This window comes from Actinocorallia aurantiaca, from assembly GCF_039533685.1.
Classification (GTDB): Bacteria; Actinomycetota; Actinomycetes; order Streptosporangiales; family Streptosporangiaceae; genus Actinocorallia; species Actinocorallia aurantiaca.
The window spans coordinates 1-26,123 of sequence record NZ_BAAATZ010000009.1 but is presented as its reverse complement, the minus strand read 5'-3'; the positions used below and the strand labels follow the sequence as shown (position 1 = coordinate 26,123).

Here is a 26,123-nt window from a genome sequence, read left to right as displayed (position 1 = left end):
GGTGTTGGCTAGGGTCCGGGGCATGGCCGCTGAGACTCCCGCTCCCGCCCTGGTGAACTCCGCCCGGACCTCCGCCTGGGTCGGCGCGCAGCCGGGTCTCGCCGACGAGGTCGAAGGCTGGGCGCGCGCCCGGAGCCTCCGCGACGCCGAACTCGACGAACGCGCCCGCGCCTGGGCCAGCCCCGGTCCCCCGTCCCTGACCCGGCTCGCCCGGCACGCGCTGGCCGTCCCGGCCGGGCAGGTGCGCTGGGCGGTGCGCCGGCTGCCCGGCGTGGTGCTGGACGGGCTGCTGTACCGGGACCCGCCCGAGGAGCTGTTCAGGACCGCCGCCTCGGCCTGGCTCCGCGACCAGTTCGAGGCCTTCGGGCCCTCGGGCGCGGAGGTCGCCCGGCTGCTGGAGCAGAGCGAGGGCCTCGTCCCCGGCTTCCTGGTCGAACGGTTGCGCAAGGAACCGCTCGTCCCGGCGCCGGTCCCCGCCGCGGAGGTGTGGCGCCTTCTCAACCGCGCCTTCCCCGCACGGGTGCGGGGCGTGGCGGACGAGCCGTTCGCCGTCTCACCGCTCAGCCAGCTCCACCGGGCCACCCTGTCCGACGGGCGCGAGGTGCTCTTCCGCGTCGCCCGCCCCGGCGTGCGCGGAGACCTTCTGCGCGACCTGCGGCTGGCCGCGACCCTGCTGGGCCCGGCCGAGCTGGTCCCGCAGCTGCGCGCGGTCCGCCCGCTGTCCGTCCTGCGCTCCACCGCCCGCCAGGCCATCGAGCACACCGACCTGCGGAACGACGCGCTGAACACCGTCGAGCTCGCCCTGCTGCTGGAGTCCGGCGGGACGGCGGGGCTCTCGCTCGCCCGGCCGGTGCCGGAGTTCGCCGCCAAGCAGGCGGTCGCCTTCGAATGGCCCGAGGGCGCCGTCCCCCTCGCCGAGGGACTCGACCGGACCGCGGCCAAGGCCGCGGTCCCCGCCCTGATGAAGCTCGTCCTGGAGAGCGCGCTGGCCGACGGCGTCTTCCACGCCGACCTGCGGCCGGAGCACCTGCTCGTGCTGCCCGACGGCTCGCTGTCCCTGGTCGGCTGCAGCGCGACCGGACGGCTGGACCGGCAGCTGCGCCTGGCCTTCCTGGACTACGTCACCGCGCTGTTCGGCGGGGACTTCGCCGGACAGGTCGACGCCCTGGTCCGGCTGGGCGCGGTGCCCGGATCCGTGGACCCGGTCGCGCTGGCCGAACTGGAGGAGGACCTGCGCGCGGCCCCCGAGCTGTCCCCGCTGCGGCTGATGCGCGACGGGGAGGCGGCGGGGCCCGTCCTGCGGGACATCGCGGTGCGGCACGGGCTCCAACTTCCGACGGGGTTGCTGCAATGGCTGCGCGCCCTCTTGACCTACCGGGCCCTCACTCGGCATCTTGTCCCAGATATGCCGTTCGTCCAGGCACTTCTTCCGTTGTTGCCCCGCCTGGGCGAGATCAACAAACGGCTTCGCCGAGACACCGTCTGACATCCCTCCAAGGAGACCCAGTGGCCAAGCACGTGTTCCTGTCCAACGGTTGGCTCGACGCCGTGGAGGCCCTGCGCCCCGAATGGCCCGAGCCCCCGGCCGAGGTCAAGGGCCTTCTGATCAACCTGGTCATCACCGGCGGCCCCGACGGAGAGGTGCAGGTCCACGCCGACTCCGGGATCGTCGAGCGCGGCCTGAACCCGGACGCCGCCACCACCGTGACGGTGCCCTACCCGGTCGCCGAGCGCCTGTACATCCAGAACGACCCGTCGCTGATCATGAGCTCGATCATGTCCGGCGAGCTCACCATCGAGGGCGACTCGGCCCAGGTCATGTCGATGATCAACGTCCAGGGCGACCCGACCCCCGAGCAGCTGGCCTTCCAGAAGAAGATCCAGGCCATCACCGCCTGAACCCTCCGGCCCCCGGACCCCCAGAAAGCGGTCAGACGATCCTCGCTTCACTGCGGTCGTCTGACCATGCTCCTCCAGGGGACGACCCCCAGACCCCCGAAAGGCGGTCAGACGATCCTCGCTTCGCTGTGGTCGTCTGACCATGCTCCTCCAGGGGACGACCCCCGGACCCCCGAAAGGCGGTCAGACGATCCTCGCTTCGCTGTGGTCGTCTGACCGCTCAGGGAGTGAGGGCCGGGACGAGCAGTTCCGCCAGGAAGCGCCGCAGCGGGGTGCGGGGCGGGGAGACCATCACCGTGACGGCGATCCGGGCCAGCCAGTCGGCGAGGATCGCCGGGTCCCGCTCGGCGATGACCCCCGCCCGGACGGTCAGCCCGATGAGCGGGGCGATGCGGCCGGAGATCTCCTGGAAGAGCTGGGGGATGCCGTCGGCCAGCAGGGTGCCCAGCAGTTCGCGCTCGTCGTTGAGCATCTTGCTCACCACCGGGTGGGCGAGCGCCTCCTCCACGACGGTCGCCAGCAGCTCGATGGCCGCTTCCGGACCGCTCAGCCCCACCATACGGGCGGGCAGCCCGGCGAGGATGCGGTGCATCTCGCGGGAGACCAGCAGGCGGGTCGCCTGCTCGACGTTGCCGACCTGCCGGTAGACCGTGGTGCGGTTGACGCCCAGCTCCCGCGCGATGTCCTGGACGGAGGTGCGGGCGATGCCGTAGCGGGTGAAGCAGCGGGAGGCCGCGTCCAGGTAGGGGTCGAGCGCCGGGGCGGGCCTGGGCGGAAGTCCCGGAATCCGGTTCCCTTGTGCCGCCTTCACCATTCCTCGCCTTCCTCCTACGGTGCAACAATGCTACAGCTTTGTTGCAGGTCGCCGCGATGTACCGTATGTGATCTGAGTGGCCCGTGATGGTCTCCGACGGATCCCGAGATCCGCGACACCAGGAGCGCCGATGAACGCTGGAGAACGGCTGGCGGCTTCCCCCCGCTGGCGGCACGCAGTCCCGCCCCGGATCCCTCCCGGCGGCCTCGCCGAACTCGGCCCGCGCACCTGGCTGATGGGCAGGGCGATGTCGCTGCTGGTGGGGACGGACGGAGCCCGGCTGTTCGACCTCCCCGGGCGCGACCCGCGGCTGATGCGCCGGTACCTGCGCTTCGCCGCCTCCATCGTGCTCTTCGGCAGGCTGGAGCGCGCCGACGTCGAACTCGTCACGCTGCGGACGGCCTGGAACGTCGGAGCCTGGTACGAGTTCTTCCACCACATCGCGCTCTCCCGGCTGGGCGGCCTGTCGATCGACTCGGTGGAGCGGGTGGCCGACGGCCCCGAGGCGGCCGGCTGGAACCCGCGCCAGGCCGCCCTCCTGCGCGCCGCCGACGAACTCCACGCGCAACGGATGATCAGCGAGCCGACCCTGGCCGAGCTGCGCGGCTTCCTCGACCGGTCGCTGCTGGTCGAGCTGTGCATGCTCGTGGGCCACTACGAGATGCTCGCCATGTTCCTCAAGACCGCCGGAGCCGTGCCTGAGCCGGGCGCCTGGGAGCACGGGCCGCTCTCCTGGCTGCGCTCCCCCGACGACTCCGACCGGCTCGCCCCGCGCTGGCTGCCCGCGCTCAACAAGCGCGTCACCAACCGCGTCCAGGGAGTGTGGGCGCCCTACCTGCCCCCGTACGCGGTGATCGTGCACCGGGGACGCGTCTCCGGCCGGGAGTACCGCACGCCCGTCCTGGCCGTGCGCTCGGGCCGCCTCCTCTTCGTCGCCCTCCCGTACGGCGACCGCACCGACTGGGTGCGCAACCTGCTCGCCGAGGGCAGGGGCGGGGTCGAACGGCTCGGCCGGCTGCACCGCGTCTCCGGCATCCGCGTCACCGACGTCCCCACCGCCGGGGAGCTCGTGCCGCGCCGCGCCCGCCGCGCGCTGGGCCTGACGAAGATACTCGTCGCCGAGTTCGAGGAGTCCTGATGCCGCACGCCATCGAGGTCATCGGCCGCCACCCGCGGCTGCTGTGGCCGTGGCTGTCCTTCTGGGTGCCGACCTACCGCCGCGGCGGCCTCCCCCGGGAGGACGTCGCGCTCGTCCTGCGGCGCACCGCGCGCCACACCGACCTGTACGACCGCCCCCGCGAGGAGGACGAGGAGCTGGACGACCGGCAGCGCCTCCTGCTGGCCGCCGTGGACGAGCTGTGCTCCGACCGGATGATCTCCGACACCACCTGGCGGGCGCTCGCGGAGTTCTACACCCCCCGGCAGCTGTCCGTCCTGTGCTTCATCGTGGGCAACCGGGCGACCCTGTCGATGGTGTCGAACACCTTCGACTCGTGAGGCGCTGCGACATCAATCCGGGGGACGACCCCCAGACCCCCGAAAAGGGCTGAACCGATCCTCGCTCCGCTGCGGTCGCCCGAACACGAACCTGGGGGACGACCCCCAGACCCCCGAGAAGGGCTGAACCGATCCTCGCTCCGCTGCGGTCGTTTCAGCCCTTGGGCTCGAAAAGCGGTGCGAGGTTGGAGACGAACGCGCGGATGACGGGGTGCTGCTCCTCGGGGCTCTTGCCGCGCAGGCCGAGGACCGGGTCGACGCCGTCGTAGTAGGGGGCGAGCGCCAGGTGGGGCAGGATCAGCATGAGCAGCGCGGTCGTCGCGTCGTCGTCGAGGTCGGGGCGGATGTCGCCGCGCTCCCGCCAGACCTTGGTGAGCGGCGGGATCGTCCGCATGTAGTAGTGGTTCGACGGCTTGCGCACCAGCGCCCGCACCGCGTTGTCGATCTCCAGGTTGATCGCGGCGGTCACCCCCCGCTCCAGGGGGTGCTCGGCGAAGTAGTCGGCCCACATGCAGCACACGTCGCCCAGCCAGTGCGTGAAGGACTGGTCGAAGTCGCTGGCGGCGATCCGGCGCTCCATCTCGGTGTGGATCCGGCTCGCGGTCTCCTCCGCCACGTAGGTGAAGAACTCCAGCTTGTCCTCGAAGTACTGGAACAGCGAGCCCTTGGCGATGTCGGCCTCGCGCGCGATGGTGTTGAGGCTGCCGGTCGAGTAGCCGTGCGTGCCGAACTCCCGCTGGGCGGCCTCGAGGACGCGCTCGCGCTTGACCGGGTTGAGCCGGTACCAGGTTGACGTAGGCATTTGACGGTCATCCTAGTGGCCGGGCACCCCGGGCGTGCCTGACCTCGGATGCCGGGCCAGATTCTAGAATCGTGCTCTAGAATCGCCTCATGACCGATTCATCGGCGGCTTCAGCGGCCTCCCCGCCGAGCCGGGCCAGGGTCGGCGCCCAGTGGGCCAGGGCCGACGCCACCCGGCAGTCCCTGCTGACGGCCGCCCGCGAGGTCTTCGCCGAGCGCGGCTACGAGGCGGCGGGCATCGCCGAGATCGTCGAGCGGTCCGGCATCAGCGTCGGCAGCCTCTACCACCACTACGGGGGCAAGGCCGGCCTCTACCTGGCGCTGTGGGAGGACTACACCGCCGAGCAGGAACGCCGCGCGACCCGGGCGGTCAAGCGCGCCAGGGCCGAGGGCGTCGGGGACCCGATCGCCCTGTTCATCCTGGGCGCCCGCGCCTTCCTCGAGGTCTGCTGGGAGCAGCGCCACACCAGCAGGCTGTTCTCCGGCGGCGAGGGCCCCGCCGGTTTCGGGTTGATGCGCCGCCGCCGGGTCCGCCAGTGGATCCAGCAGAACACCAAGCTCCTCGGCGAGCGGGAGTCCCGCATGCTCGCCCTCATCCTCACCACGGTCATGGGCGAGGCGGGCCGCGAGGTCGCCGTCGCCGAGACCGACGACGAGGCCGCCGCCCTCGTCGACGAGGTCGCCGAGATCCTCGGCCGCCTGGCCCGCTAGGCCCCGTCCGGCGGAAGGCCGTCGTGCGGCGGCGGGCTCCCGCCGGGTCAGTGCGGTCGGCGCAGGCCCGCGACGAGGAGTCCGACCAGTCGGCGCGCGTCGTAGCGGGGGTCGCTTTCCGCGCCTATGCAGAGGTTTCCGACGCCGCGCATGAGCTCGTAGGCCTCCAGGTCGGAACGGATCTCGCCGGAGGCGGCCGCCGCGTCGAGGAGCCGGGCGCACACGGGCAGGAGCCGGTCCAGGAAGTGGGCGTGCAGCGCGTCGAAGGCGGTGTCGTCGGACCGCAGCGCGGCGGCGAGCCCGTGCTTGGTGACGAGGAAGTCGACGAAGAGGTCGATCCATCGGCCCAGTGCCGCGTGGGGGGTCGGGCCGGCTTCCAGCAGGGCCGGGCCCGCCTCGGCGCAGGCTTCGATCTGGTGCCGGTAGACGGCGATGATGAGATCCGCCCGCGTCGGGAAGTGGCGGTAGATCGTGGCCGTCCCGACTCCGGCCCTGGCCGCGATGTCGCGCACCGGCGCCTCCACGCCCGACTCGACGAAGACCGCGGCGGCCGCGTCCAGCAGCGCCTCCTGGTTGCGCCGGGCGTCCGCCCGCCTGGGGCGGGCCTCACGCCCCGCGCCCGGGTCGCCTTCGTTCACCGCTTCGTTCCCTCCGTGATCGGGCTTGCTAAACGGGACGTCGTTCCGTATCGTCGAAACGGGACGAGGTTCCGCTTTCCATGATGGCAGAGCGGGAACCCGATGACCAGCCGCGCCTCACCCTCAATGGAGGACCCATGTCTGAATCGAGTACGGCGACCGTCCAGCCGATCACGAGCACGCCCGTTCCGGTCGTCTCCGTGAAACCGGTCGTCCTGTCCGCTCCGGACCGCGGCGAGGACCTTCAGGTCCGGGTGTCCGCGCCCGCGACCGGGCGCGACCTGCCCGTCATCGTCTTCTCGCACGGCCACGGCTGGTCGATGGACGGCTACGCCCCGCTGGCGGACTTCTGGGCCGCTCACGGCTTCGTGGTCCTGCAGCCCACCCATCTCGACTCGAGGACGCTCGGCCTCCCCGCCGACGACCCCCGCACACCGCTGATCTGGCGTTCGCGGGTCGAGGACCTGAAGCACGTCCTCGACCGGATCGACCTCCTGGAAGCCTCCGTGCCGGGCCTCGCCGGGCGCCTCGACCGGAACCGGGTCGCCGTGGCCGGGCACTCCTGGGGAGCCCAGACGGCGAGCATGCTGCTGGGCGCGCGGGTCCTCGATTCCGAGGGCGTGCCGGGAGAGGACATGTCCGACCCGCGGGTCACGGCGGGTGTGCTGTTCGCCTTGCCCGGCCGGGGCGGAGACGACCTGTCCCCGTTCGCGGTCGAGCACCTCCCCTTCATGAACCCGTCCTTCGACGGCATGAGCACGCCGGCTCTCGTGGTCGCGGGGGACCGGGACCAGTCCATGCTGTCCGTTCGGGGGCCGGACTGGTTCACCGACCCGTACTTCCTGAGCCCGGGGGACAAGAGCCTGCTGACCCTGTTCGGCGCGGAGCACTCGCTCGGCGGGATCCCCGGATACGAGGTCGCGGAGACGACCGACGAGAGTCCCGAACGAGTCGCCCTGATCCAGCGGCTCACCTGGGCGTTCCTGCGCAGCGCCCTCCGCCCCGAGGACTCGAGCTGGCTCGCGGCGTGCTCCGCGCTGGAGAAGGAGCCCCGTCCGCTGGGGCGGGTGCAGAGCAAGTCGCGGCGTTAACCGCCGAGACGGGGCGTCCGCACCTGGAACTCCCCGGACACCCGGGCGACCTCCTGGACGAATCCGGTGAGGTCGACGTCCGGGGCGAACCCCTGGGGGGCCTCCAGCGGCCGGAAGAAGTCGTCGTAGTGGGTGGGGACGACCCACTTCGGGGACAGCGCCGTCAGGGCCCGCCGCACGTACCGGTCGGAGAACTGGCGTCCGGCGATGCCGCACAGGAACACGTCGACGTCGCGGTGGCGCACCGCCTCGTCGATCATCTCGGCCGAGCCCTGGTGGTAGAGGGTGATCCCGGCGACCTCGATGTGGAAGGCCCACGTCTGCCCGCACCGGTAGGCGCGGGGAAAGAGGCCGTCCAGGTGCTCGCACGTCAGCTCGCCGCCCATCGGCACCTTCATCCCCAGCGTGATCTTCGAGTGGAGGCTGGGGATGAGCGAGAAGCGGAAGGGGCCTTCTTCGTAGACGCGGTACGGCTCGGCGTCGACGGAGCGGTCGATCAGGCCGTGCAGGCCCATGAGGTGGTGCATCGACGCCGAGCCGTAGACCGTCGCGCCCGTCCGGCGGGCGATCTCGGGGACGTCCAGCGCGTGGTCGAAGTGCGTGTGCCCGACGAGGACCGCGTCCGCATGGTGGATCCAGGCGTCCAGCGCGGCGTCGGAGGGCCGCACCACCTGGCGGGAGAGCATCTCCCTCAGCGGCATCCGGGTGACGTAGGGGTCGATGAGCAGGTCGAAGCCCTCGTACGACAGGGCGAACCCGGCGGTGCCCAGCCAGGAGACCTCCAGACCGGGCGGGAGCCCCTCCCCCGCCCATTCCAGGCGCGCGGCGGTCTCCCGGTCGGCCCCGTCCCGGGCGCGGCGGTCGGTGTAGTAGCCCAGCGTCTTGATCAGGTGGCGGACGGGGATCAGCGGGTTCACCGCGCCTCCGCGGCCAGGTGCTCTTCGAAGAAGGCGAAGATCCGGCCCCAGGCGTCGGCCGAGACCTCCGGGTCGTGGGTCATGCCCGAGACCTTCATGTAGAAGCCCCGCAGTCCGCCGTAGCTCTGGAAGAACGAGTGCGACGCCTCGGGGTAGACCTTGAGGTCGACGGGAACGGCCTTGCCCTCCAGCGCCTCCCGGTACTCCTCGATGTCCCGGGCGGGAATGAGCTTGTCCTTCCCGCCGAAGCTCGCCACGACCGGGCACGGGTCGGTGAGGAGGTCGGCGACCTTCTTCTTCCCGCCCTTGCCCGTCTGGATCAGTCCGTAGTTGACCGAGGCGGCGTCGAACATGCCGCGCCCGCCGGCCACGAGGGCGAACCTGCCTCCCATGCAGAAGCCGACGACCCCGACCCGTCCGGTGCAGTCCGGACGGGCCGCCAGCGTGTCGCGCGCCTGCTTGATCCGCTCGTAGACCGGCCCGTCGTCGTGCAGCAGCCCCCGGAAGACCTGCTGGACGCACCGGGGGTCGCCGCGCTGGTAGAGCGAGGGGATGTAGGCCAGATAGCCCTGCGACGCCAGATGGTCGCAGACCCGGCGCATCTCCGCGCTCAGCCCGAAGGCGTCCTGCAGGACCACCACTCCGGGGAAGGGTCCTTCCCCGGACGGTACCGACACATGGCCTTCGTGCATGAACGCTCCTGGAGACGGCCGGGCTCGGCGACGGTTAGCCGAGAATGTACTCCTCCGGCTTGGCCTTGCGGCTGCCCGCCCAGAACTCGAAGGTGAATCCGGGCCACAGGGTGCGGTTGACGCCTTCGGCGTCCAGGTACCAGGAGCTGCAGCCGCCCTCGTTCCACACGGCCTTGCGCAACCGCTTCTGGAGGCGCTCGTTGTAGGCGAGCATCGCCTCGGCCCTGGGCTCGATCGTGGTGGCCTTGTTCTCCGACAGCATCCGCAGGCAGCTGAGGATGTGCGCGACCTGCACCTCGATCATGAACACGACCGAGTTGTGGCCCAGACCGGTGTTGGGCCCCAGCAGCAGGAAGAGGTTCGGGAAGCCCGGCAGGGTGGTGCCGTGGTGGGCGACGATGCCGTCCGCCCAGGCCTCCTGGATCTTCTGGCCGCCGCGGCCGGTGATCTTCCAGTGGTCCATGGCGTCCACGACCTTGAAGCCGGTGCCGTAGATGATCGCATCGGCCTCGACCTCCTCGCCCTCGGTCGTCACGACGGAGTTCGGGCGGATCTCGGCCACTCCGTCGGTGACGAGGTCGACGTTGTCGCGGGTCAGCGCCGGGTACCAGTCGTTGGAGAGCAGGATGCGCTTGCAGCCGATGGTGTAGTCGGGCGTGACCTTGGCGCGCAGCTCCGGGTCCTTGACCTGCTTCTTGATCTGGCGCATGGCCATCCACTTCTGCAGGCCGGACAGCCGGGGGTCCACCGCGAAGCCGACGGCCCTGGCCTCCAGCACCCAGTAGACGGCGTCGCGGACGACGCGCGGCACGCCGGGGAGCTTGAAGGCCGCGGGCATCTCGATGTCGGGCTTGGCCTGGATCCAGTTCGGGGTGCGCTGGAAGACGGTGAGGCGGGAGGCCTCCTTGGCGACCTCGGGCACGAACTGGATCGCCGAGGCGCCGGTGCCGATCACCGCGACCCGCTTGCCGCGCAGGTCGTAGGAGTGGTCCCAGCGGGCCGAGTGGAAGACCCTGCCCTCGAACGCCTCCATGCCGGGGATCTCGGGGTAGCTCGGCACGTGCAGGGCGCCGACCCCGGAGACGACGGCGCGGGGCTTCAGCTCCTCGCCTTCGGTGGTGGTGACGGTCCAGCGCAGGGCCTGCTCGTCGTACTCGAGGGTGTCGACCTCCACGCCGAAGCGGATGTGCCCGGTGATGCCGTACTTCTCGGCGCAGTGCGCGAGGTAGTGCTGGATCTCCGGCTGCGGGGCGAACAGGCGCGACCAGTCCGGGTTGAGCTCGAAGGAGTAGGAGTACATCGGGGACGGCACGTCGCAGGCGCAGCCCGGGTAGGTGTTCTCCCACCAGGTGCCGCCGAGGTCCTCGTCCTTCTCCAGGATCACGAAGTCGTCGTATCCGGCCTTGCGGAGCTGAATGCCCATGCACAGGCCGGCGAAGCCCGCTCCGATGATGACGATCTGGCTCATGAACCCGCTCTCCTCTTGGTGCCCCGCCGTATGTTACCGCGAGTAAGTTACCCCGAGTAAGTTACCGATGGTAGAGTACTGCTTTGTGACGCCGAACACCCAGGCCCCAGTTCGCCGCAAGCGCATGTCCCGCGCCGAGCGGGAGAGCCAGATGCTCGACGTGGCCGAGGAGGTCTTCGCCGAGCGGGGCTACCGCGCCACCTCCATGGAGGAGATCGCCGAGCGCTGCGGCGTCTCCAAACCGATGCTGTACGAGTACTTCGGCTCCAAGGACGGGCTGCTGCTGGGCTGCCTGGCCCGGGCCCGCGCCGAACTGCACCGGGTCACCAGCGAGGCGATGGCGGGGGGAGGCGACCCGCTGGACGTCCTCAGCCGCGGCCTGGTCGCCTACTACTCCTTCACCAGCGAGCACAGCCGGTCGTTCGCCCTGCTCATGCACGAGCCCATGGCGCTGCCCGACGCCACCATCGAGGCCGTCGAGGGCGTGCGCCGCCAGCAGCACGACCTCATCGCCCCGGTCCTGGCCGCCTGGGCCCCGCATCTGGAGCCGCTCCAGGTCGAGGCCTACACCGAGATCATCATCGGCGCGTGCGAGCGCATCTCGCTGTGGTGCGTCCGCCGCACCGACGTCACCCCGGAACAGGCCACCCGGTACACCCTGGACTTCTGCTGGGGTGGACTGAGCGGAACACTCCACCCGGAAGGGGGCCCTTCCGGCCCCTGACCCGCCCCCGACCCCCGACCCCCGAGGAGGACTCGGTGCCGACCCGCGACCTGTACAGCCGTCCGGTCGAGACGGACGAACGCTGGGAGATCCCCATGGCCGGGGACGCCCGGTTCACCTGGGAGTACGACGAAGGGCGCGCCCGGCTGCTGGACCTCTACCAGAAGGGCAAGGACAAGCAGTGGGACGCCGACAAGCGCATCGACTGGTCGATCGAGGTCGACCCCTACAACGCCTTCGGCACCCCCGACCACGCCAGTCCCCTCTACGGCACGGAGTACTGGGACAGACTCGGTGAGAGCGGCCGGCGGGAGCTGCGGCTGCACCAGGCGTCCTGGCAGTTCTCCCAGTTCCTGCACGGCGAGCAGGGCGCGATGATCTGCGCCGCCCGCATCGTGGAGGCGGCTCCCGACCTCGACGCCAAGTTCTACTCCGCCACCCAGACGATGGACGAGGCCCGGCACGTCGAGACGTTCTCGCGGTTCCTGCACACCAAACTGGGACTGGTCTACCCGATCAACGACCAGCTGCAGTCCCTGCTGAAGGAGACGCTGAGCGACGGCCGGTGGGACATGCCGTACCTGGGCATGCAGGTGCTCATCGAGGGGCTGGCCCTCGCCGCGTTCGGCGTCGCCCGCGACATCACCCGGATGCCGCTCCCCAAGCAGATCCTCACGTACGTGATGCAGGACGAGGCCCGCCACGTCGCCTTCGGGCGCATGGCCCTGCGCGACCACTACAGGCAGCTCTCCGCGCCGGAGCTGCGGGAGCGCGAGGACTTCGTCATCGAAGGCTGCCACCTCATGCGCGACCGCATCCGCCAGTACGAGGTGTGGGAGAACTTCGGCCTTCCGGTCAAGACCATGACCAAGGTCCTGGAGGACGGGAAGTTCTTCAACATGTACCAGAGCTTCCTCTTCAGCCGGATCGTCCCCTGCGTGAAGGACATCGGGCTGTGGAGCGAGCGGGTCCAGGACGCCTACGACCGGATGGGGGTGCTCGACATGTCGCGCCAGGACCTCGACGCGCTGATGCGCCGGGACGAGGAGGCGGCGGACTCCCTCGACGCCGAGCGGTTCGCCGCCGAGGAGGCCGAGCGCAAGGCAGAAGTGCACGCCGTCATCGAAGGAGCACGTCCGTGAAGGAATTCCGAGGCGGGACCGCCGTGGTCACCGGGGCCGCGAGCGGATTCGGCCGGGTGACGTCACTGGCCCTGGCCGAACGCGGGATGCACGTCATCGCCGCCGACATCGACCTCGAGGGCGCCGAGCGGACCGCCGCCCGGGCCGGGGAGCTGGGCGGCAAGGGATCCGCCCGATGGGTGGACGTCGCCGACGCCGCCGCCATGGAGGAGTTCGCCGCCGCGGTCGAGGAGGCGCACGGCGTCCCCGACCTCGTCATCAACAACGCGGGCATCGCGGTGATGGGACCGTTCCTGGAGACCGGCGCCGAAGACTGGGACGAGATCATCGGGGTGAACCTGGTGGGTGTGGTCAACGGCTCGCGGAGCTTCGGCCGGCGGATGGCCGAGCGCAACCGGTCCCTGCCCAGGGCCCGGAGGTCCGGGCACATCGTCAACATCGCCTCGGCCGCCTCCTACCAGCCGGTCCGCTCCCTGTCCTCCTACTGCGCCACCAAGGCCGCGGTGCGGATGCTCAGCGAGTGCATGCGCGCGGACCTGGCCCGGGACGGCATCAAGGTGAGCTGTATCTGCCCCGGCTTCAGCGGCACGAACATCGCGAAGAACGCCCGGGTCGCCTCCGGGGTCTCCGCGGAGAAGGCCGCCAAGGTCAGGAAGTGGAGCGAGGCCGGGCTCCGGATGCGCCACTATCCGCCGGAGAAGGTCGCCGCCCGCATCATCAAGGCGATCGAACGCGACGAGGCGGTGGTCTCCATCAACCTGGAGGGCCACCTGTCCCACCTGGTGTCCCGGGTGTCGCCCTCGCTGGGACGGCTCGTCGCCCGCGTGCCCGCCCCGTTCTGAACGGGCCGACCGGAACCTCCCGGCGTCAGGGCAGGATCAGCGCGATCGCCGCCGCGTAGGCCGGGTCGGGCTCCAGGTCGCGGAGCCTGATCCGGCCCGGCAGCTCCGGCCTGCCGCGCCAGTCCAGCAGCGCGGCGGGCGCGTCGGCCGCCGAGACGGTCAGGTCGGTCATCGGCACCCGCAGGCCGTCCCCCGTCGCCTTGAGCAGCGCCTCCTTGCGCGTCCAGTAGACGTGCAGGTCGCCGGGCGGCTCCCCGGCCGAACGCACGTGGGAGTCCAGCTCGCCCATCGGCCGCCCCCGCTCCTCCACGTCCAGCCCGACCGGGACCTCCGCGACGGCCACCCCGACCAGGTCGCCCGAGTGGCTGACCGACAGGTGGAGGCCGGGGTAGAGGGGACGCCCGTGCGGGGCTCCGCAGTCCGGGCAGGTCCGGTCCAGGGAGATCCGCTCCGGCGGCAGGCCCGTGCGCCGGGCCACCTCCCGCTTGCTGAGGTTCACCCCCAGGGTGAAGCGCCTGCGGTCGTCATCCCGGACGTAACGCTCCCGCCGGGTCAGCTCCGTTCCGTCCAGCAGATCGAGCACCGAGGCGTCAGCGGAGCGGATACGCCCCCAACGGACATCGTTTCCGAACTCTGGAACACCCATGACCATCAAAATACGGGATAGCGTGATGCCGAACTTCGGCGCATCGGGGACTGATATCTAGGAGTCCGGTTTGCACAACGATCCGCCGCCGGGCAAGACGGAGCCGCTGACGGCCTCCGACCCGACAGCCGTAGGGGCGTACACGATCGTCGGCAGGCTCGGCGCGGGCGGAATGGGCGCCGTCTACCTGGGGCGCGGCCCCGGCGGGGCGCCCGTCGCGGTCAAGATGATCCGCGACGAGCTGGGCGTGGACCCGGGGTTCCGGGCCCGCTTCGAGCGGGAGGTCCGGTCCGCCGAGCGCGTCGCCTCGTTCTGCACCGCGGCGGTGCTCGACCACGGGCTACACGAGGACCGGCCGTACCTCGTCACCGAGTACATCGAGGGCCCGACGCTGCTCGCCCAGGTGCTGGAGCGCGGCCCCCTGTCGGCCGGCACCCTGCAGGGCTTCGCGGTCGGCGTCGCCATGGCGCTGAACGCCATCCACGGGGCGGGGCTCGTGCACCGCGACCTCAAGCCGTCCAACGTGATCCTGTCGGTCTCGGGACCCCGGGTCATCGACTTCGGCATCGCCCGCGCCGAGGACGCCGCCACCGGCGTCACCCGCACCGGGCAGCTCATCGGCAGTCCCGGCTGGATCGCGCCCGAGCAGCTCCTGGCCGACCGCGCCACCACCGCCGTGGACATCTACACCTGGGGCTGCCTCGTCGCCTTCGCCGCCCGCGGACGGCACCCGTTCGGCGGCGGCGAGCCGATCGCGATGGCATCCCGGATGCTGCACGGCGAACCGGAGCTCGACGGGGTGCCCGAACCGCTGCTCGGGCTGGTCGCCGCCGCCCTGGACAAGGACCCGCTGCGGCGGCCCACCGCGCAGCGGCTGCTGCTGGCGCTGACCGGCGGCTCCCCGCAGAGCCTCGACGACCAGGCCACCCGGGTGGTCGCGCAGAACTGGCAGGCGCCCCCGCCCGGGCCCGACCCGGTGACCCTGCCGCCGGAACCCCTGCCCACGCTTCCCCCGGGGCCCCGGGAGCAGACGCGGCCGCCGTACCCCGGCCCGCCCTTTCCGGAGGTCCAGCCGACGCGGCCGCCCGTCCCGGGCGCGGGCCCGAAGGGCCGCCGCACGGTCCTCGCGCTCTCGGGGGTGCTGGGCACCCTGCTGGTCGCGACCGCGCTGGTCTTCCTGTTCGACCTCGACGACCTCGGCCGGGACTCCGGCGGCGTCGAGACCCCGAAGGCCGTCAACCCCTTGGACAAGGCCGGTTTCAAGGCGATCGACCTCGACGAAGCCACCGACGTGAACCGCGGCGTCACCGACGCGGGCGTGGAGTTCACCGTCGGCGTTCCCCGCTGCGGAGGCGGGTCCTACCGGGGCGTGACCGCCGGGAACGACACCGAGCTGTGCCTGGTGCCGCTGACCGTCCGCAACCTCTCGTTCGAGGACGGCAGCGAACGGATCTTCCGCAGGAACCAGGTTCTGGTGACCGAAGAGAGCACGATCACGACCACCGAGATCACCGACGGCTTCCTCAACACCGCGCCCTCGGTGCCGCCGGGCGGCCGGATCGCCGGAGAGCTGCTGTTCGAGATTCCCGACAACGCCGACCCGGTCTCCGTGAAGCTCCACGGCGCCGACGGCTCCACCGGCGTCGAGGTGAGACTGTGAAGAAGTGGAAGCCGGTCGGCGCCGGGATCCTGGGCGGCTGCGCGCTGCTCGCCGCCGCGTTCCTGGTCCCGACGGGCCCGGCCGGCGCCGCCTCCTGCAAGCAGGCGTCGCGGGCGGACTTCAACGGGGACGGACGTGACGACTTCGCCGTCGGCGACGCCAAGGCCACCATCGGGGACGCCGTCGCCGCCGGGCAGGTGACCGTCCTCTACGGCGGGGACCGCCCGGGCCGGGGCGAGCTCGTCCCCCTGGCCGGAGAACCCCAGCCGGGAGCCGGTTTCGGTTACTCGGTCACGACCGGGCACCTCAACGGCGACGGCTGCCTCGACCTGGTCGTCGGCTCCCCCTGGGCCGACGAGGGCACGGGCAGCGTCCGCCTGTTCCTCGGCTCGCCCGAAGGACTCAGGCCGGGGGCGGTGCTCAAGCCCTCGCGCGCCACCCGCACCTTCGGCTGGTCGGTGGCCACCGCGGCCGGGACCGGCCCCGACGGCGTCACCATCGCGGTCGGCGCCCCCTACGAAGAGGTCGGGAGCAAACCGTCCGCGGGCGCGGTGCACCTGTTCTCCCTCGACGGCGGGGCCGCGGCCACAGCGCGGGGCGTCATCGACCAGGACGACGACCGGGCCGAGGGGGTCTCGGAGGCCGGCGACCTGTTCGGCTGGGCGGTGGCGCTCGGCAGGATCCGGGGCGACGCCGACCGGCACGACCTAGTCGTCAGCGAGCCCGGCGAGGACGTCGACGGGCAGGGAACCGACGTCGGCTCCTTCAGCGTGGTCGAGGACGTGTTCACGGACCGCGTGTCCAAGGGCGAGCACTGGCACTACAAGAACCTCGGGATCGGCGCCCCCACTCCGGGCGGGAACATCGGCTGGAGCCTGGCCCACCTCCGGGAGGGCGAGACCTCCTACGTCGCCGTCGGCGCTCCCGGCCACACCGTCGACGGGAAGGAACTCGCCGGCACCGTCGTCGTGCTCACCTCCACCGGCGGAGGGCTCGGCTCGCCGAAGATCGTCCAGCAGAACCGCGACGAGAAGCCCTACATCGAGGCGGGCGACCGGTACGGCTGGTCCCTCGCGCTCGCGGGGAACGACGTGACGGGCGGCGGCGTCCACCTCGCGGTCGGGGTGCCCCACGACGGCCCCGGCACGGGGAGCACGCCGGAGAGCGGCTGGGCCCACCTGGTGCCGCTGGCCCGGCCCGGCGAGGCCCTGCTCATCGACGCGCTCAACTCCGACGTCCCCGGCGATCCCGAGCCCTACCAGCACTTCGGCTGGTCCGTCTCGTTCATCACCGGCGCGCTGGTGATCGGCGTCCCGGAGGGCCGGGACGCGCCGTGCGGATCGCTGATCGTCCGCCCGTTCCGGGACGGCGACCCCGTCCGGATCGTCCCCGAATCAGAGAATGACGAGGCCGATTTCGGCGGGGCGCTGGCGGGCGCACCCGGTTGAGCACCGATGATCGGAGTATGCACAGATCCTTCTGGTTCGTCTCGGCGGTCACGGCGGGCGCCCTGCTCGCCGGCTGCGCCGGAGACGAGAGCGTGACCGAGAGCCCCTCCCCCGAGGCCTCCGCGAGCAAATCCACCGGCCCGCAGCGGGCCGCGCCCGGCAAGGTGAAGCTGACCGAGCTCGCCGAGGTCGAGCAGCCCACGGGGATGGCCGTCCGCGAGGGCGACTCCGCCCTGTACGTGATCGAGCAGCCCGGCCGGGTGCGCGCGATCCGCGACGGGAAGCTCGTCCCCGAACCGGTGCTGGACCTCGCCCAGGTCGCCGGCGGCATCGCCGTCGGCGGCGAACGGGGCCTGCTCGGCCTGGCCTTCTCCCCCGACGGCGAGTACCTCTACCTCGACTACACCGCCGGGGACGGCACCATCACCGTCGTCGAATACCCCGTTCGCGAGGACGGCTCGGTGAAGCAGGACGGCCGCAGGGTCCTGCTGGAGCAGCCGCACCCGCGGACCAACCACAACGGCGGCCAGCTGGCCTTCGGCCCCGACGGCCACCTGTACATCAGCCTCGGGGACGGCGGCGGGGCGGGCGACCCGGACGGCAACGGCCAGAACCTGGGCAGCCTGCTCGGCAAGATCCTGCGGATCGACCCGCGCGGCGGCAGGCCCTACGAGGTCCCCGCCGACAACCCGTTCGCCGACAAGGCCGGAGCGAAGCCCGAGATCTGGGCGTACGGGCTGCGCAACCCGTGGCGGTTCTCCTTCGACAAGGAGACCGGAGACCTGTGGATCGGTGACGTCGGCCAGGACGACTGGGAGGAGGTCGACTTCCAGCCGGCCTCGTCCAAGGGCGGGGAGAACTACGGCTGGCCGCTGCGCGAGGGCAGCCACGAGTTCCGCTCCGGAGAGCGGACGGGAGTCGTCCCCGTCCACGAGTACGAACTGCATCAGGACAACGAATGCTCGGTCATCGGCGGCTACGTGTACCGGGGCGAGAAGCTGACGGGGCTGAAAGGGAACTACGTCTACGCCGACTTCTGCGCGGGCTGGGTGAAGTCCTTCAAGCGGGAGGGCGGAAAGGCCCAGGACCACCGCACGCTGTTGAAGGACCTGAGCAACGTGTCGGCATTCGGCCAGGACGGCTCAGGCGAGCTTTACGTGCTCAGCCTGAACGGGCAGATCTACCGGATGGAACCGGCCTGAACATTCGGATGGAACCGGTCTGAACATTCCCGTACCCGAAACGGCGGTGGCCGGTGATAAATCACCGACCACCGCCGAAATTCGCCCGTCGCCCCCTGTGCCTAAACCCAGGACACCCCGGCCTCATCGACGGCCATGCCCTTCGCCTCCTCTTACGTACTGGTCATCACGTACTAACCAGCATCTTGCGTAACCAAACCCGTGCATTGCGTGGCCACTATCCATAACTCATGGATTACCAGGCAATATCGCGGGAGAGAGCTTTGATAATACCTGTAAAACCGCCAACCGGGACGATCGTTTCTCTACCAATAAGTAACCACATCGGAACCGGCAGTCAGGAGTAAGCGCGCAGCGCCTCTTCGGCCACTTCCAGCGCCCCGTCGAGGCAGGCCTTCTGCTCTTCCTGGGGCTTCTTCCCATAGGTCCGGCTGTAGCTGACGGTGACGATCACATTGCGCACCCGCACCTCGACCCGGGCCGTCGTCATACGCGGTTCCCCGACATCGGCGTACACCCGCCTGAAGGCCTCCTCGCCCAGACCGGGAATCCTTTCGAGAAGCAGGGTCCTGGTGATCTTGTCTTCTTTCTGCTGCTGGTAGTCCTGGGAGAACGACCATTGGGCGGTGCTGATCGGATCGAGATCGCCGGTCGGCTCCCCCAGCCGCGTCTCCAGCCTCAGATAATGGAAATCGTCTCCGCCGCCTCCGGTATAACCGCAGGAACCCGCGCGGGAACCGCCGTACTCCTCGACCTCGCCCTTGGGCACCCATCTGAGGAAGACCTTCTCCGGCACGCTCTCGCACACCTTCTTCGGCAGTTCCGTCAGCGGCCCACCGCCGGGGTCCACCGCCGCCGGCGAGGAGGCCGTCGGCTCGGGCCCGGCCGTCTCGCTCGGCTCGCCCGTGCCCTCCTCACCCTCCTCCGTGCCCGGATCGGCCCGATCCGGCGGATCGGCCGAGGTGTCCTCCTGCTCCGAGGTCAGGGTCGGCATCGCCCCCTCCTCAGGAGAGCCGGAGAAGAGCAGAGGAGCCACGAAGAACACGGCCCCCGCGGCCAGGAGGAAGGAGACGAGCGCCACCTGCCAGCCGCGCGGCCGCCAGCGGCTCTCCTCCGGCGGTTCCGGAGGCGAATAAACCCGGTCGAAATCAGCGCGCACGCCTCGAAAGTACGGACCCGCACGGTGGTTTGTCAGTACCCCGAACGATGATGGCACCATGTTGCTAGCCGATCTCGTGGCCGCCTGGCAGGCCGTCGCGGGCACTTCCTCGCGGAGGGAGAAGGCCGATCTCATCGCCGCCCTCCTGCGCGGCGCCGGGCCCGGTGAGGCTGCCCTGGTGGTGCACTACCTCGCCGGTGAGCTGCCGCAACGCCAGATCGGCATCGGGCCGGCGGCCCTGGGGGAGCGGCCGCCCGCGGCCGCGTCGCCCGCCCTCGGCGTCGGCCGCATCGACGCCGTCTTCGGGGAGATCGGCGCGGTCTCCGGGCCCGGATCCGTGGCCGGAAAACGACGCCTGCTGCGCGCCCTGCTGGCCGAGGCGACCGCGCCGGAACAGGAGTTCCTCATCCGTCTGCTCGCCGGAGACCTCCGCCAGGGCGCGCTCGAAGGGGTGATGGCGGAGTCGGTCGCCAAGGCCGCCGGGGTGCCGCTCGCCCTCGTCCGCAGGGCCGCCATGCTGAGCGGCTCGCTCTCCGCCGTCGCCGTCGCCGCGCTGTCGGGCGGGGCCGAGGCGCTCTCCCGGTTCGCGCCGAGGGTCGGGCGGCCGGTCCGGCCGATGCTCGCGGTCTCCTCCCCCTCCCTGGAGGAGGCCCTGAAGGGCGAGACGGCGGTCGAGTGGAAGATGGACGGGATCCGCGCCCAGCTGCACGTGGAGGGCGAGGAGGTCCGGGTCTTCACCCGCACCCTGGAGGAGATCACCTCCCGGGTGCCCGAGGTGGTCGAGACCGTTCGCGGCCTGGGCCTGCGGTCGGCGATCCTGGACGGCGAGCTGATCGCGCTGCGCGAGGACGGGCGGCCCCACCCCTTCCAGGTCACCTCCGCCCGCACGGCCACCCGCTCCGGCGCGGGCGGCGGATTGTCGCTGTTCGCCTTCGACGTCCTGCACCTCGACGGCGCGGACCTCCTGGACGAGCCCGGAGCCGTCCGGAACGAGGCGCTGGCGCGGGCCCTGCCCGAGCCGCTGCGCATGCCCAGGATCGTCACCTCCGACCTCGGCGAGGCCGAGGCGTTCCTCGCGGACGCGCTCGCCCGAGGCCACGAGGGGGTGCTGCTGAAGTCCCTGGACTCCCCCTACACGGCGGGCCGCAGGGGCGCGGGCTGGATCAAGGTCAAACCCCGCCACACCCTCGATCTGGTGGTGCTCGCCGTCGAGCGCGGCAGCGGCCGCCGCCGGGAGTGGCTGTCCAACCTCCACCTCGGCGCCCGCGACCCGCGCACCGGCGGGTTCGTCATGCTCGGCAAGACGTTCAAGGGCCTGACCGACCGCGTGCTGCGGTGGCAGACCGAGCGCTTCACCGAGCTGAAGACCGCCGACGACGGCTGGACCGTCACCGTCCGGCCCGTCCAGGTGGTGGAGGTCGCCTTCGACGGCCTCCAGCGCAGTCCCCGCTACCCGGGCGGCCTGGCGCTGCGGTTCGCCCGGGTGCTGCGCTACCGCTCCGACAAGACGGCGGAGGAGGCCGACACCATCGACACCGTGCGCGCGCTCGCCGGATTCGAGCCCGGCTAGCCGCTCAGCCGGATCGGGTTGACCAGGTCGGCGTAGGCGATGAGCAGTCCCATGACCAGCAGCAGCGCCCCCACCACGTAGGTGAGCGGCAGCGCCTTGGCCACGTCCACCGGGCCGGGGACGGGCCGGCCCGCCAGCCGGGCGAAGGTGCGCTTGACGCCCTCCCACAGGGAGCCCGCGATGTTGCCGCCGTCCAGCGGCAGCAGCGGGATCAGGTTGAAGGCGGCGAGGCCGAAGTTCAGCGAGCCCAGCACCAGCAGGAACAGGACGACCTTGTCGACGGCCCGTACGTCGGCGGCCAGCACCTCGCCGCCGATCCGGCTCGCGCCGACGACCCCGACGGGGCTGTCCGGCGCCCGTTCCGCGCCGCGGAAGGAGGCGTCCCAGACCCCTGCCATCTTCTGCGGCAGGGTCGCGAACGCCTCCAGGGTCCGGACGGTCATGTCGCCCATGAGAGCCAGCACGTCGAACGGGCCCTGCCTGACGTACTCCTGGAGGGGGACGATGCCCAGAAAACCGGCGGTGACCGTCCCGGAACGTCCGTTCAGCGTGGCGACGCGGTTGGCGATCAGGGTGGGGGTGAGCACCAGCTCCCGGCCGTCGCGGCGGACCTCCAGCCGCACCTGGCGCCCCGCGGAGTCGCGCACCAGCCGCTGGAACCTCTCATACCGGGTGACCGGCACGCCGTCGAAGGAGACGATCTCGTCTCCCGGCCGCAGTCCCGCCTGCGCGGCGGGTGTGGGCGGGTCGCCCGGGCGGCATTCCCGGGCCGCCTGCGCGGCTGGGACGACGCACTTGGCGACCGCCGAGACCGTCATGGTCGGCTCCTTGACGCCGAAACCCATGAGCGCGATCCCCAGCAGCACGAACGCCAGGAAGAAGTTCATCAACGGCCCCGCGAAGGAGATCAGCGCCTTCTGCCACCACTTCTTGGCGTAGAAGACGCGGTCGCCGTCCTCGGGCCCGACCTCCTCCAGCGCCTCCTTGCGGGCCGAGTCGACCAGTTGCCCGAACCTCCCCGTAGAGGAGCGCCGCAGCCTCCCCTCGGGGTCCTGGGGGCGCGGCGGCAGCATGCCGATCATCCGCACGTAGCCGCCGAAGGGGATCCACTTGATCCCGTACTCGGTCTCCCCTCGCCGCCACGACCTGATCGTCGGCCCGAACCCGACCATGTACTGCGGGCAGCGCACCCCGAACCGCTTGGCCAGCAGCAGGTGCCCCAGCTCGTGGAGTGCGATCGAGGCCATGAGCAGCAGGAAGAACAGCACCACACCCAGCGCGAGCACGCCGCCCCCTCCCCGTCCCGGCCGCCTCGGCGGACGGGACGGGCACGGGCCTACCCGTGGGGCCGCGCGCCAAGCGGCCGGACGTCGGTCTTGGGCGTACCGGGGGCGGAAGTTGACGCGGGCCGGTCCAGCAGGGCCCGCAGCTCGGCGAGGTGGGGGGCCGGGTCCAGGCCCTGCCCGGCCACCCAGTCGTCGGAGAGGTAGGTGTGGGTGTAGCGCTCTCCGCCGTCGCAGATCAGCGTGACGACGCTGCCCGTCTCGCCCCGTTCCCGCATCTCCTTGATGATCTGCAGGGCGCCCCACACGTTGGTGCCGGTGGAGCCGCCGACACTGCGGCCGGTCACCTCGGACGTCCAGCGCATGCAGGCGATCGTGGCCGCGTCGGGCACCCGGTACATGCGGTCGATGACGGCGGGCAGGAAGGACGGCTCCACGCGGGGGCGCCCGATGCCCTCGATCCGGGAGCCGGGGGCCGTCAGCGACGGGTCTCCGCTCACCCAGGAGTCGTAGAACGCCGAGCCCTCGGGGTCGACGACCGCCAGCCGCGTCTGGTGCCTGCGGTAGCGCACGTACCGGCCGATGGTCGCGGCGGTGCCCCCGGTGCCCGCGCTGACCACGATCCAGGACGGCTCGGGGTGCGGTTCCAGCGCGAGCTGCTCGAAGATCGAGGCGGCGATGTTGTTGTTGGCCCGCCAGTCGGTGGCGCGTTCGGCGTAGGTGAACTGGTCCAGGTAGTGGCCGCCGGTCTGCTCGGCGAGCCGGGCCGCCTCGGCGTAGATCAGCGACGGGTCGTCCACGAAGTGGCAGCGCCCGCCCTGGAACTCGATCAGCGCGATCTTCTCGGGGCTGGTGGTCCTGGGCATGACCGCGACGAACGGCAGCCCCAGGAGGCGGGCGAAGTAGGCCTCGCTCACCGCGGTCGAGCCGCTGGAGGCCTCGATGACCGTGGCGCCCTCGGTGATCCAGCCGCTGGAGAGCGCGTAGAGGAAGAGGGAGCGGGCGAGCCGGTGCTTGAGCGAGCCGGTCGGGTGGACCGACTCGTCCTTCAGGTAGAGGTCGATCCCCCACTCCCGGGGCAGCGGGAACACGTGCAGGTGCGTGTCCGCGCTCCGGTTGCTGTCGGCCTCGACCTTGCGGATCGCCTCGGCGATCCAGGCGCGGCCGGCCGGTTCGCATCGGTCCAGGGAATCCATGGCACCTCCCCCTTCAGTCGAGCTCAGGCTATGTCCTGGCAAATGGCGTTAAACCAGCACCCAGTGGGGTTCAGACGTCCGCCGGCCCAGGCGGAACCCGGTTCCGGAGCCGATCACGGGACGGTACGATCCGCGCGAGCATGAGCCGGAATCGTCCGCATCGCTTAGTCTGGCACCGGGTAACGGGTGGAAACAGCCATCCACAGGGGCGGACTGGGGTCGTTGACACATGGAAACACTGATCGTGCTCGGTGGCGCGCTGCTGTTCTTCGTGCTGCTGATGGGTTCGATCGCCTTTCACGAACTGGGGCACCTGTCGTTCGCCAAGCTCTTCGGCGTCCGCACCACCCAGTACATGGTGGGGTTCGGCCCCACCATGAAGTCCTGGCGCCGCGGGGAGACCGAGTACGGGATCAAGTGGATCCCCCTCGGCGGCTACATCCGGATGATCGGCATGCTGCCGCCGCGCAAGAGCGACCCCGAGGGGATGATCCGCAGCTCCTCCACCGGCCGCTTCCAGATGCTCATCGACTCCGCCCGGGAGGGCGCGCTCGAGGAGGTCGGGCCGGGGGACGCGGACCGCGTCTTCTACGCCAAGAAGTGGTGGCAGAAGCTGCTCGTCATGTTCGCCGGACCCGCCGCCAACCTGCTGCTGGCCGTGGTGTTCTTCGCCGTGCTGATCATGGGTCTGGGCACCATGCAGTCCACCCCGACGATCTCCACCGTCTCCAAGTGCACCATCGCGGCCAAGGAGGCCTACCTGGCCGACGGCAGCCTCCGCGAGTGCACGGCCGAGGAGACCGCGCGCTCCACGCCCGCCGCCAAGGCCGGGCTGCAGCCGGGTGACACCTTCATCTCCTTCGGCGGGCAGCGGATCGAGGACTACCCGCAGCTCCAGCAGCTCATCCGGAAGTCGGCGAACAAGACGGTCCCCGCCGTGGTCGAGCGGGACGGCAGGCAGATCCCGGTCAGCCTGGACGTCACCGCCAACCAGATGCAGGACCTGAAGGACTCCGACAAGGTGGTCACGGTCGGGTTCCTGGGCATCAGCCCGCTGGTCGACCGCGTGCAGGGCGGGCCCGGCGACGTCGCCGCCCAGATGGGCGAGATGACCACCCGGACCCTGGAGGCGTTCACCCATCTCCCGCAGAAGATGGTCGGCGTCTGGCACGCCGCCTTCAGCGGCGAGGAGCGCGACCCCGAGGGGCCGATCGGCGTGGTCGGCGCCAGCCGCCTGGGCGGCGAGATCCTGGCCTCGGAGAACCCGGGGATCGCGAAGCTCTCCTGGTTCGTGGCGCTGCTGGCCTCCATCAACTTCGCGGTCGGCATGTTCAACCTGATCCCGCTGCTGCCGCTGGACGGCGGCCACATCGCAGGCGCCCTGTGGGAGGGCCTCAAGCGCGGCGTCGCGCGGCTCCTGCGCCGGCCCGACCCCGGCTACGTGGACGTGGCCAAGCTGCTGCCCCTCACCTACGCGATGAGCATCATCCTGCTCGTCATGGGGGCGCTGCTGGTCTACGCGGACCTCATCAACCCCGTCAGGTTCACCTGAGCCGGGTTCACCTCAGAGAGACTGTCTGGTTACTTTCGGCACATGGGTGGAACTCTCCGGTCTAGGGTGGCTACATAACGTAGCCATCCCCCGGAGGCCTGATGCTCCCGCGTCCCCCGCGCCGCCGCGACCACCCCGACGACAAGCCTCACGAATCCGATGAGGCCGACAGGCCCAGAAGGCCGGGCGCCCACGCCGACGGCGAACCGGACGGGCCGACGGCCTCCCACTCGGGCGCCATGTTCTCGGCGCTCTTCCTCCTGGTGTTCGCCATCGCGATCATCGTGCCCTGGACGGTGGCCGACTCCGCCCGCCAGAACACCTACGCCGAGGCCCAGGCGCTGACCGAGGCCTACTGGAACGCCGGCGACCTGCCCTCGGAGAGCTCCCTGGCCACCCGGGAGGCGCTGCGGGAGTACACCGCCTTCGTCGCCGGGCGGGAATGGCGGCTGCTGGCCCGGGGCGAGCTCGCCGAGGCGGGCTGGGCCCGGCTGAACGCCCTGCGCGCCGAGCTCGGCGCGCTCGATCCGAAGGACAAGACCGAAAAAGAGGCGCTGGCCGCGGTCGAGGCCCAGCTGGAGCAGGTCTACGCCGCCCGCAGACAGCGGGCCGTGGACGCGCAGGCCAGCCTGCCGACCGGGGTGCTGGTGCTGACCGTCCTCACCGCGGGGCTGGTGCTGGCCTTCCCGCTGCTGAGCGGGGCCCGCCCCAGGGGCCCGGTCCGGTTCACCTACCTGCTGCTGGCCGGAAGCCTCGCCTTCGGGGTCTACCTGGCCTTCGCCATCAACCACACCTTCACCGGACCGCTCGGCGTCGACTCCTCGGCGTTCGAGAGCGCCGAGCGGGAGTTCCAGCAGATCCCATGATGATCAAGCGCTGTGCCGCGCTGGGCGGTGTGCTGTGCGCGCTGACGGCCTCCGGGCCCTCCGCCTCGGCCGACCCCGGGCCGGGAGTGGGCGTGGTGGTCTGCGTAGGCGCCGACCTGGTGCTCATCGAGCTGGACGTCAGCCTCGTGATCGGGCCCGGTCAGTGCAAGCCCCCTCCCCAGCAGCCCGCACCCCCTCCGCCCCCGCCGCCTCCCACACCCGAACCCCCGCCTCCCGCACCCGAGCCGCCTCCGCCGCCTCCCGCACCCGAACCGGCGCCTCCCGCGCCTGAGCCTCCCGCTCCC

Annotated in this window: 25 protein-coding genes and 1 pseudogene; 16 read left to right on the top strand and 10 right to left on the bottom strand. The window is 71.2% G+C overall.

The genetic code is table 11. The features are described 5' to 3' along the window. The first annotated feature begins 22 nt into the window (after positions 1-22). Both ABD327_RS12865 and ABD327_RS12860 read left to right on the top strand, forming a co-directional pair. Entirely contained in the window at positions 23-1,486 is a 1,464-nt protein-coding gene (locus tag ABD327_RS12865) for an AarF/UbiB family protein (RefSeq protein ID WP_344450560.1), read from the top strand. 20 nt (positions 1,487-1,506) lie between these two features. Further along, positions 1,507-1,899 carry a hypothetical protein gene (locus ABD327_RS12860; RefSeq protein WP_344450559.1) on the top strand — a complete coding sequence of 131 codons (393 nt, stop codon included), beginning with the start codon at positions 1,507-1,509 and terminating at the stop codon, positions 1,897-1,899. Positions 1,900-2,119: 220 nt separating this feature from the next. Here the strand turns inward: ABD327_RS12860 and ABD327_RS12855 are convergent, their stop codons facing one another. After that, positions 2,120-2,713, bottom strand: coding sequence for a TetR/AcrR family transcriptional regulator (locus tag ABD327_RS12855; RefSeq protein ID WP_344450558.1), 594 nt, complete (start codon positions 2,711-2,713; stop codon positions 2,120-2,122). A 130-nt stretch (positions 2,714-2,843) separates the two neighbouring features. Here ABD327_RS12855 and ABD327_RS12850 point away from each other — a divergent pair, with 130 nt between their 5' ends. Together ABD327_RS12850 and ABD327_RS12845 are read left to right on the top strand one after the other, a co-directional pair. Then, the gene (locus tag ABD327_RS12850) at positions 2,844-3,851 is read left to right on the top strand and encodes a carboxymuconolactone decarboxylase family protein (protein WP_344450557.1); all 1,008 of its coding nucleotides are present in this window, start codon (positions 2,844-2,846) and stop codon (positions 3,849-3,851) included. After that, a complete protein-coding gene (locus tag ABD327_RS12845; protein WP_344450556.1) occupies positions 3,851-4,210 on the top strand; it encodes a carboxymuconolactone decarboxylase family protein in 360 nt (119 codons plus the stop codon). Before ABD327_RS12850 ends, ABD327_RS12845 begins: the two co-directional genes overlap by 1 nt. 154 nt (positions 4,211-4,364) lie before the next feature. Here ABD327_RS12845 and ABD327_RS12840 read toward each other — a convergent pair whose 3' ends face one another. Continuing rightward, positions 4,365-5,012, bottom strand: a complete 648-nt coding sequence (locus ABD327_RS12840; protein ID WP_344450555.1) for a TetR/AcrR family transcriptional regulator — start codon at positions 5,010-5,012, stop codon at positions 4,365-4,367. Positions 5,013-5,101: 89 nt separating this feature from the next. On the opposite strand from ABD327_RS12840, the gene ABD327_RS12835 reads away from it, so the two are divergent. After that, entirely contained in the window at positions 5,102-5,722 is a 621-nt protein-coding gene (locus ABD327_RS12835) for a TetR/AcrR family transcriptional regulator (protein ID WP_344450554.1), read from the top strand. 47 nt (positions 5,723-5,769) lie between these two features. Here the strand turns inward: ABD327_RS12835 and ABD327_RS12830 are convergent, their stop codons facing one another. After that, positions 5,770-6,360: a TetR/AcrR family transcriptional regulator gene (locus tag ABD327_RS12830; protein WP_344450553.1), complete on the bottom strand. Its 591-nt coding sequence runs from the start codon at positions 6,358-6,360 to the stop codon at positions 5,770-5,772. Between the two features lie 137 nt (positions 6,361-6,497). On the opposite strand from ABD327_RS12830, the gene ABD327_RS12825 reads away from it, so the two are divergent. Then, positions 6,498-7,451 carry an alpha/beta hydrolase family protein gene (locus tag ABD327_RS12825; protein ID WP_344450552.1) on the top strand — a complete coding sequence of 318 codons (954 nt, stop codon included), beginning with the start codon at positions 6,498-6,500 and terminating at the stop codon, positions 7,449-7,451. On the opposite strand, the gene ABD327_RS12820 is transcribed toward ABD327_RS12825, so the two are convergent. From ABD327_RS12820 to ABD327_RS12810, 3 genes are read right to left on the bottom strand one after another with little or no spacing between them, the layout of a single operon-like run. Further along, a complete protein-coding gene (locus ABD327_RS12820; protein WP_344450551.1) occupies positions 7,448-8,368 on the bottom strand; it encodes an MBL fold metallo-hydrolase in 921 nt (306 codons plus the stop codon). The two genes, ABD327_RS12825 and ABD327_RS12820, sit on opposite strands and share 4 nt — an antisense overlap. Beyond that, positions 8,365-9,060, bottom strand: coding sequence for a dienelactone hydrolase family protein (locus tag ABD327_RS12815; RefSeq protein ID WP_344450550.1), 696 nt, complete (start codon positions 9,058-9,060; stop codon positions 8,365-8,367). Before ABD327_RS12815 ends, ABD327_RS12820 begins: the two co-directional genes overlap by 4 nt. A gap of 34 nt (positions 9,061-9,094) precedes the next feature. Beyond that, the gene (locus ABD327_RS12810; RefSeq protein WP_344450549.1) at positions 9,095-10,528 is read right to left on the bottom strand and encodes a flavin-containing monooxygenase; all 1,434 of its coding nucleotides are present in this window, start codon (positions 10,526-10,528) and stop codon (positions 9,095-9,097) included. An 85-nt stretch (positions 10,529-10,613) separates the two neighbouring features. Between ABD327_RS12810 and ABD327_RS12805 the strand changes: the two genes are divergently transcribed. From ABD327_RS12805 to ABD327_RS12795, 3 genes are read left to right on the top strand one after another with little or no spacing between them, the layout of a single operon-like run. Further along, positions 10,614-11,252, top strand: a complete 639-nt coding sequence (locus tag ABD327_RS12805; RefSeq protein WP_344450548.1) for a TetR/AcrR family transcriptional regulator — start codon at positions 10,614-10,616, stop codon at positions 11,250-11,252. 35 nt (positions 11,253-11,287) lie between these two features. Next, a complete protein-coding gene (locus tag ABD327_RS12800) occupies positions 11,288-12,394 on the top strand; it encodes a ferritin-like domain-containing protein (protein ID WP_344450547.1) in 1,107 nt (368 codons plus the stop codon). Next, the gene (locus tag ABD327_RS12795; protein ID WP_344450546.1) at positions 12,391-13,236 is read left to right on the top strand and encodes an SDR family NAD(P)-dependent oxidoreductase; all 846 of its coding nucleotides are present in this window, start codon (positions 12,391-12,393) and stop codon (positions 13,234-13,236) included. The genes ABD327_RS12800 and ABD327_RS12795 overlap by 4 nt, the downstream gene beginning before the upstream one ends. 25 nt (positions 13,237-13,261) lie before the next feature. Here the strand turns inward: ABD327_RS12795 and ABD327_RS12790 are convergent, their stop codons facing one another. Continuing rightward, positions 13,262-13,882 carry a 4'-phosphopantetheinyl transferase family protein gene (locus ABD327_RS12790; RefSeq protein ID WP_344450545.1) on the bottom strand — a complete coding sequence of 207 codons (621 nt, stop codon included), beginning with the start codon at positions 13,880-13,882 and terminating at the stop codon, positions 13,262-13,264. Positions 13,883-13,952: 70 nt separating this feature from the next. On the opposite strand from ABD327_RS12790, the gene ABD327_RS12785 reads away from it, so the two are divergent. Genes ABD327_RS12785 through ABD327_RS12775 form a run of 3 tightly spaced genes read left to right on the top strand, consistent with a single transcriptional unit; the run spans position 13,953 to position 18,192 of the window. Further along, positions 13,953-15,542, top strand: a complete 1,590-nt coding sequence (locus ABD327_RS12785) for a serine/threonine-protein kinase (protein ID WP_344450544.1) — start codon at positions 13,953-13,955, stop codon at positions 15,540-15,542. After that, the gene (locus tag ABD327_RS12780) at positions 15,539-16,990 is read left to right on the top strand and encodes a VCBS repeat-containing protein (protein ID WP_344450543.1); all 1,452 of its coding nucleotides are present in this window, start codon (positions 15,539-15,541) and stop codon (positions 16,988-16,990) included. The genes ABD327_RS12785 and ABD327_RS12780 overlap by 4 nt, the downstream gene beginning before the upstream one ends. Before the next feature lie 17 nt (positions 16,991-17,007). Further along, on the top strand, positions 17,008-18,192 hold the full coding sequence (locus ABD327_RS12775) for a PQQ-dependent sugar dehydrogenase (protein ID WP_344450542.1): 1,185 nt from the start codon (positions 17,008-17,010) through the stop codon (positions 18,190-18,192). 337 nt (positions 18,193-18,529) lie between these two features. On the opposite strand, the gene ABD327_RS12770 is transcribed toward ABD327_RS12775, so the two are convergent. Continuing rightward, positions 18,530-19,351 (bottom strand): hypothetical protein, encoded by an 822-nt coding sequence (locus tag ABD327_RS12770; RefSeq protein WP_344450541.1) that lies wholly within the window; start codon positions 19,349-19,351, stop codon positions 18,530-18,532. A gap of 58 nt (positions 19,352-19,409) precedes the next feature. Here ABD327_RS12770 and ABD327_RS12765 point away from each other — a divergent pair, with 58 nt between their 5' ends. Beyond that, on the top strand, positions 19,410-20,921 hold the full coding sequence (locus tag ABD327_RS12765; protein WP_344450540.1) for an ATP-dependent DNA ligase: 1,512 nt from the start codon (positions 19,410-19,412) through the stop codon (positions 20,919-20,921). Here the strand turns inward: ABD327_RS12765 and ABD327_RS12760 are convergent. Together ABD327_RS12760 and cds1 are read right to left on the bottom strand one after the other, a co-directional pair. Continuing rightward, entirely contained in the window at positions 20,918-22,207 is a 1,290-nt protein-coding gene (locus tag ABD327_RS12760) for a M50 family metallopeptidase (protein WP_344450539.1), read from the bottom strand. The two genes, ABD327_RS12765 and ABD327_RS12760, sit on opposite strands and share 4 nt — an antisense overlap. A gap of 50 nt (positions 22,208-22,257) precedes the next feature. Further along, positions 22,258-23,400, bottom strand: a complete 1,143-nt coding sequence (cds1, locus tag ABD327_RS12755) for an L-cysteine desulfhydrase Cds1 (protein WP_344450538.1) — start codon at positions 23,398-23,400, stop codon at positions 22,258-22,260. Between the two features lie 229 nt (positions 23,401-23,629). Here cds1 and ABD327_RS12750 point away from each other — a divergent pair, with 229 nt between their 5' ends. From ABD327_RS12750 to ABD327_RS12740, 3 genes and pseudogenes are all read left to right on the top strand, one after another. Then, positions 23,630-24,952: a M50 family metallopeptidase gene (locus ABD327_RS12750; protein ID WP_344450537.1), complete on the top strand. Its 1,323-nt coding sequence runs from the start codon at positions 23,630-23,632 to the stop codon at positions 24,950-24,952. A 101-nt stretch (positions 24,953-25,053) separates the two neighbouring features. Further along, a complete protein-coding gene (locus ABD327_RS12745) occupies positions 25,054-25,818 on the top strand; it encodes a bestrophin-like domain (protein WP_344450536.1) in 765 nt (254 codons plus the stop codon). Continuing rightward, positions 25,815-26,123: pseudogene (locus ABD327_RS12740) on the top strand (hypothetical protein); the annotation flags it as partial. The gene ABD327_RS12745 and the pseudogene ABD327_RS12740, both read left to right, overlap by 4 nt.

Excerpts from the sequence above, each read along its gene's own strand:
- ABD327_RS12825 (WP_344450552.1), top strand. The coding sequence starts at position 6,498 with ATGTCTGAATCGAGTACGGCGACCGTCCAGCCGATCACGAGCACGCCC.
- ABD327_RS12835 (WP_344450554.1), top strand. The coding sequence starts at position 5,102 with ATGACCGATTCATCGGCGGCTTCAGCGGCCTCCCCGCCGAGCCGGGCC.
- ABD327_RS12765 (WP_344450540.1), top strand. The coding sequence starts at position 19,410 with ATGTTGCTAGCCGATCTCGTGGCCGCCTGGCAGGCCGTCGCGGGCACT.
- cds1 (WP_344450538.1), bottom strand. The coding sequence starts at position 23,400 with ATGGATTCCCTGGACCGATGCGAACCGGCCGGCCGCGCCTGGATCGCC.
- ABD327_RS12810 (WP_344450549.1), bottom strand. The coding sequence starts at position 10,528 with ATGAGCCAGATCGTCATCATCGGAGCGGGCTTCGCCGGCCTGTGCATG.
- ABD327_RS12865 (WP_344450560.1), top strand. The coding sequence starts at position 23 with ATGGCCGCTGAGACTCCCGCTCCCGCCCTGGTGAACTCCGCCCGGACC.
- ABD327_RS12775 (WP_344450542.1), top strand. The coding sequence starts at position 17,008 with ATGCACAGATCCTTCTGGTTCGTCTCGGCGGTCACGGCGGGCGCCCTG.
- ABD327_RS12855 (WP_344450558.1), bottom strand. The coding sequence starts at position 2,713 with ATGGTGAAGGCGGCACAAGGGAACCGGATTCCGGGACTTCCGCCCAGG.
- ABD327_RS12850 (WP_344450557.1), top strand. The coding sequence starts at position 2,844 with ATGAACGCTGGAGAACGGCTGGCGGCTTCCCCCCGCTGGCGGCACGCA.
- ABD327_RS12790 (WP_344450545.1), bottom strand. The coding sequence starts at position 13,882 with ATGGGTGTTCCAGAGTTCGGAAACGATGTCCGTTGGGGGCGTATCCGC.
- ABD327_RS12750 (WP_344450537.1), top strand. The coding sequence starts at position 23,630 with ATGGAAACACTGATCGTGCTCGGTGGCGCGCTGCTGTTCTTCGTGCTG.
- ABD327_RS12845 (WP_344450556.1), top strand. The coding sequence starts at position 3,851 with ATGCCGCACGCCATCGAGGTCATCGGCCGCCACCCGCGGCTGCTGTGG.
- ABD327_RS12745 (WP_344450536.1), top strand. The coding sequence starts at position 25,054 with ATGCTCCCGCGTCCCCCGCGCCGCCGCGACCACCCCGACGACAAGCCT.
- ABD327_RS12815 (WP_344450550.1), bottom strand. The coding sequence starts at position 9,060 with ATGCACGAAGGCCATGTGTCGGTACCGTCCGGGGAAGGACCCTTCCCC.
- ABD327_RS12840 (WP_344450555.1), bottom strand. The coding sequence starts at position 5,012 with ATGCCTACGTCAACCTGGTACCGGCTCAACCCGGTCAAGCGCGAGCGC.